Origin of the sequence: Polaromonas sp. (genome assembly GCF_031411155.1) — a bacterium.
Lineage (GTDB): Bacteria > Pseudomonadota > Gammaproteobacteria > Burkholderiales > Burkholderiaceae_C > Polaromonas.
In genome coordinates, this window is the sequence record NZ_JANOAL010000248.1 from 1 (window position 1) to 3,905 (window position 3,905).

The following is a 3,905-nucleotide window of genomic DNA, read 5'->3' on the forward strand; positions in this document are numbered from 1 at the left end:
TGGCGTGCCTTTGCCGCAATGGCTACGCGCCTATGAGCCGGCCCCCGATGGGCAAGGCGGCAAATCGGCAAACGTCAATCAGCCAGAGGGAGTCCTGTTTCCGATTACCCCCGACCTGATTCGCCTGCAGCGCGCGCAACCGGCAACTGACGTTGGACAAGATGTCAAACGTCTTTTTGGTGTGGCCAGGCCTTACACCATCGGCCCGGGTGACTTGCTCAATATTGTTGTCTGGGACCACCCAGAACTCAGCCTGGCGCCGGCTGGAGATGTGGGCAGCGGGCACAACGTCAGCGCGGACGGCCTGATTCAATTTCCTTTTATCGGACGCATCAAGCTCGGCGGCTTGACGGAATCCCAGGCGCGGGATGAACTGGTGGCCAAACTTGGCAAGTACATCAAAAATCCTGAGATCACGGTGCGTATTCAAGCCTACCGCAGTGGGCGCGTGTATGTGGAGGGTGAGGTTCGACAGACCGGTCCTCAGGCTGTCAACGATATTCCCTTGACCCTGCCAGAGGCGATTAGCCGGGCCGGCGGCTTTTCTGCCGCGGCAGACCGTTCAACGGTGGCCATTACCCGCGAGGGCAATACGACGCTGATCAATTTGCCGCAACTGGCCAAGTTGGGCGTCAACCCAGGCAACATTTTGTTGGCGGGTGGCGACACCGTGCAGGTGCCCCATCGCGACGAGGCCAAGGTTTTCGTGCTTGGCGAAGTTTTAAAGCCACTGGCCTTGCCGCTGCGCAATGGGCGCATGACGCTCAACGAAGCGCTCGGCGAGTCGGGCGGTGTGAGCCAGGTTTCAGGCGATCCGCGCCAGATTTTTGTGTTGCGCAACGGTGCAGCGGGCAATGCGGAAATCTATCACCTGGATGCCCGCACACCCGCTGCCTACGCGCTGGCGGAGGGCTTTGACTTGAAGGCCCGCGATGTGGTTTTTGTTGATCCCGCGCCCCTGGTGCGCTGGAACCGCGTGCTCAGCCTGCTGTTGCCCAGTGCGCAGATCGGGAATGTTGCCCGCGATGTGATCAAGTGAACCGGACGCGGACAGATGAAGCATCTACTGACCTTGTGCATTGGCAACATCTGCCGCAGCCCCATTGCAGAAGGCCTTCTGAAACAACAGTTTCCTGAAAAAACCATCTGGTCTGCCGGCCTCGGGGCCTTGGTCGGCAATCCGGCCGATCCCCTGTCGATTGAGGTGGCGGCGGCGCATGGGCTGGATTTGTCAGCCCACCGCGCCCAGCAACTGGTCGGCTGGATGTGCCAGACCGCCGAGCTGATTCTGGTCATGGAGCAGGATCACAAAAACCAGCTTGAGAGGCAGTACCCGTCGGCGCGCGGCAGGGTCTTTCGCCTCGGTGAAATCGGTAAATTCGATATTGCCGATCCCTACCGTCAGCCTCGGGACGCGTTCGAAACCGCCTATGCCGACATCGCCCGCGGCGTGGCCGACTGGGCGCCACGCATCCGCCAGCTGGACTGACCCCGACCCCATTCAAAAAGCAACTAGCGAATGAACTCCCCACAAACGAATTCCCCCGCCCCCTCGCTTGCCGTGCCCGACGACGGCGAGGAGATCAACCTGCTCGAACTGTTCGACGTGGTGCTCGACAGCCGCTGGCTGATCGCCGTTGTTACCGTCGTGGTCATCGCCATCGGAGGGCTCTATGCGTTCATGAGCACGCCCATCTACGAGGCCAATACCCTGATTCAGGTTGAGCAGTCCCAGGGCGATAGCGGCCTGGGTGAGGTCGGCAATCTGTTTTCAATCCGCTCATCGACCGGCGCCGAAATGGAGATCCTGCGCTCGCGCCTGGTGGTGGGCCAAGCCGTGCAAAACCTGCAGCTCGACCTGAGCGTCGCCCCCAAGTACCTCCCGGTGGTGGGGCGCTGGCTTGCACGTCGCGCCACCCAGCCATCGAATCCCGGATTCCTGGGCTTTGGCGGTTACGTCAGCGGCAACGAGTCGCTCAAGGTGGCCCGCCTTGAGGTGCCCACCGCGATGGAGGGGCAGCGTTTTGCCCTCGTGCTGACCGCGCAAGGCTTCGAGCTGCTGTCGCCCGAAGGCGTGGCGCTGGGTCAGGGCGTGGTAGGCCAGCCGTTTGAATTTGCCGTGGACGGCCAGAAGGGTCTGCTGCTGGTGGCGACCGCCGTCGGCAAGCCCGGCGCCACCTTCCATCTGGTGCGCTCGTCGCGCCTGGGCGTCACCGAAGGCCTGCAGGGCAGCCTCAACATCGCCGAGCAGGGGCGCCAGTCTGGCGTCATCCGCGCCAGCATGGAGGGCGCCGACCCCGCGCGCATCGCCCGCGTACTCAATGAAATTGGCTCACTCTATGTGCGCCAGAACGTCGAACGCAAAGCCGCCGAGGCCGAAAAAACTCTGGGCTTTTTGGGCACCTTTTTGCCCCAGCTGCGCCTGCAACTGGAAGATTCCGAGAACAAATTCAACCGGTTTCGCAACGACAACAGCACCTTTAACCTGGGGGCCGAAGCCACAGTGGTGCTGGACCAGGCCGTCAGGCTCCAGACCAGTCTGCTCGAGCTGCAGCAAAAACGCAAAGAGCTTGAAGCCCGCTTTACCGCCCAGCACCCGAGCATTCAGACCCTTGACGCCCAGATCAGGAGCCTCAATGGCGAACTGTCCGCACTCACCGGCAAAATCAAGACTTTTCCCAATGTCGAGCAAGACCTGCTGCGCCTGACGCGCGACGTCAAGGTCAACAACGAACTTTATGTCAGCCTGCTCAACAGCTCCCAGCAGCTGCGGCTGGTCAAGGAGGGCAAGGTCGGCAATGTGCGCATCGTGGACGTGGCCGCCGTGCCCGAGGGCCCGGTCAAACCCAAGCGTTCGCTGGTGGTGGGGGCGGCCGCGGTGCTCGGCCTGCTGGCCGGACTGGTGCTGGCCTTTTTGCGCAACAGCCTGCGCCCCGGCATCAAGGACCCGGCCGACATCGAGCAGCACACCGGCCTGGCTGTGTTTGCCACCGTGCCGCATTCCGAAGCACAGATGGGCCTGGCCCGCGATGTCAAGGCCAAAACCCGTGGCACCCATGTGCTGGCCGTGACCGCACCGGGAGACCCGGCCGTGGAAAGCCTGCGCAGCCTGCGCACCGCCTTGCAGTTCGCCATGCTGGACAGCGTCAACAACATCGTGCTCGTCACCGGCCCCACACCGGGCATCGGCAAATCGTTCACCAGCGTCAACTTTGCGGCGGTGCTGGGCGCGGCCGACAAAAAAGTGCTGCTCATCGATGCCGACCTGCGCAAGGGACACCTCAATCAATACTTTGGGCAAGGCCGCGATCGCGGCCTGAGCGAGGTGTTGAGCGGCAGCGTCCCGCTGGCTGACGCGTTGCGCCGTCAAGTTGCCCCTAATGTCGACTTTCTGGCCACCGGCACCGTGCCGCCCAACCCGGCCGAGTTGCTGATGACGCCCGCGACGCAAGCCCTGTTGCAACAGCTGGCCGGCCAGTACGACCTCATCATCATCGACACCCCGCCCGTGCTGGCCGCGTCCGATACCGCCATCCTGGCCCCGCTGGCCGGTGCGGTGTTCATGGTGGCGCGGGCTGAAGTCACCAGCCTCGGCGAACTGCAGGAGTCGGCCAAACGGCTGGCGCAAAGTGGCGTGCAGACCCGCGGCGTGATCTTCAATGGCCTGAACACGACCAAGCGCCGTTACGGCTATGGCATGGGTTACAAGTACGGTGGCTACCGCTACACCAATTACCAATACTAATACCGAGATCCTTTTTACCCATGCTCAAGGTCTCGCCATCCACCCCCGTGCCGCAGCACATCGCCGTCATCATGGACGGCAACCGCCGCTGGGCCAGCCAGCGCGGCCTGCCCAAGGCCATTGGCCATGCCAGCGGGGCCAAGCGCATTCGCGGGCTGGT

The 3,905-nt window shown here is 62.8% G+C and carries 4 protein-coding genes; all 4 read left to right on the forward strand.

Annotation, left to right across the window (positions count from 1 at the left end; translation table 11 throughout):
* Positions 1 to 10 precede the first annotated feature (10 nt).
* The gene (locus RMO23_RS15085) at positions 11 to 1,039 is read left to right on the forward strand and encodes a polysaccharide biosynthesis/export family protein (protein WP_309683203.1); all 1,029 of its coding nucleotides are present in this window, start codon (positions 11 to 13) and stop codon (positions 1,037 to 1,039) included.
* A 15-nt stretch (positions 1,040 to 1,054) separates the two neighbouring features.
* Positions 1,055 to 1,489 carry a low molecular weight protein-tyrosine-phosphatase gene (locus tag RMO23_RS15090; protein WP_309683206.1) on the forward strand — a complete coding sequence of 145 codons (435 nt, stop codon included), beginning with the start codon at positions 1,055 to 1,057 and terminating at the stop codon, positions 1,487 to 1,489.
* A 30-nt stretch (positions 1,490 to 1,519) separates the two neighbouring features.
* Positions 1,520 to 3,745, forward strand: a complete 2,226-nt coding sequence (locus RMO23_RS15095) for a polysaccharide biosynthesis tyrosine autokinase (protein WP_309683209.1) — start codon at positions 1,520 to 1,522, stop codon at positions 3,743 to 3,745.
* A gap of 71 nt (positions 3,746 to 3,816) precedes the next feature.
* A partial coding sequence (locus RMO23_RS15100) for an undecaprenyl diphosphate synthase family protein (protein ID WP_309683212.1) occupies positions 3,817 to 3,905 on the forward strand: 89 nt, incomplete at its 3' end.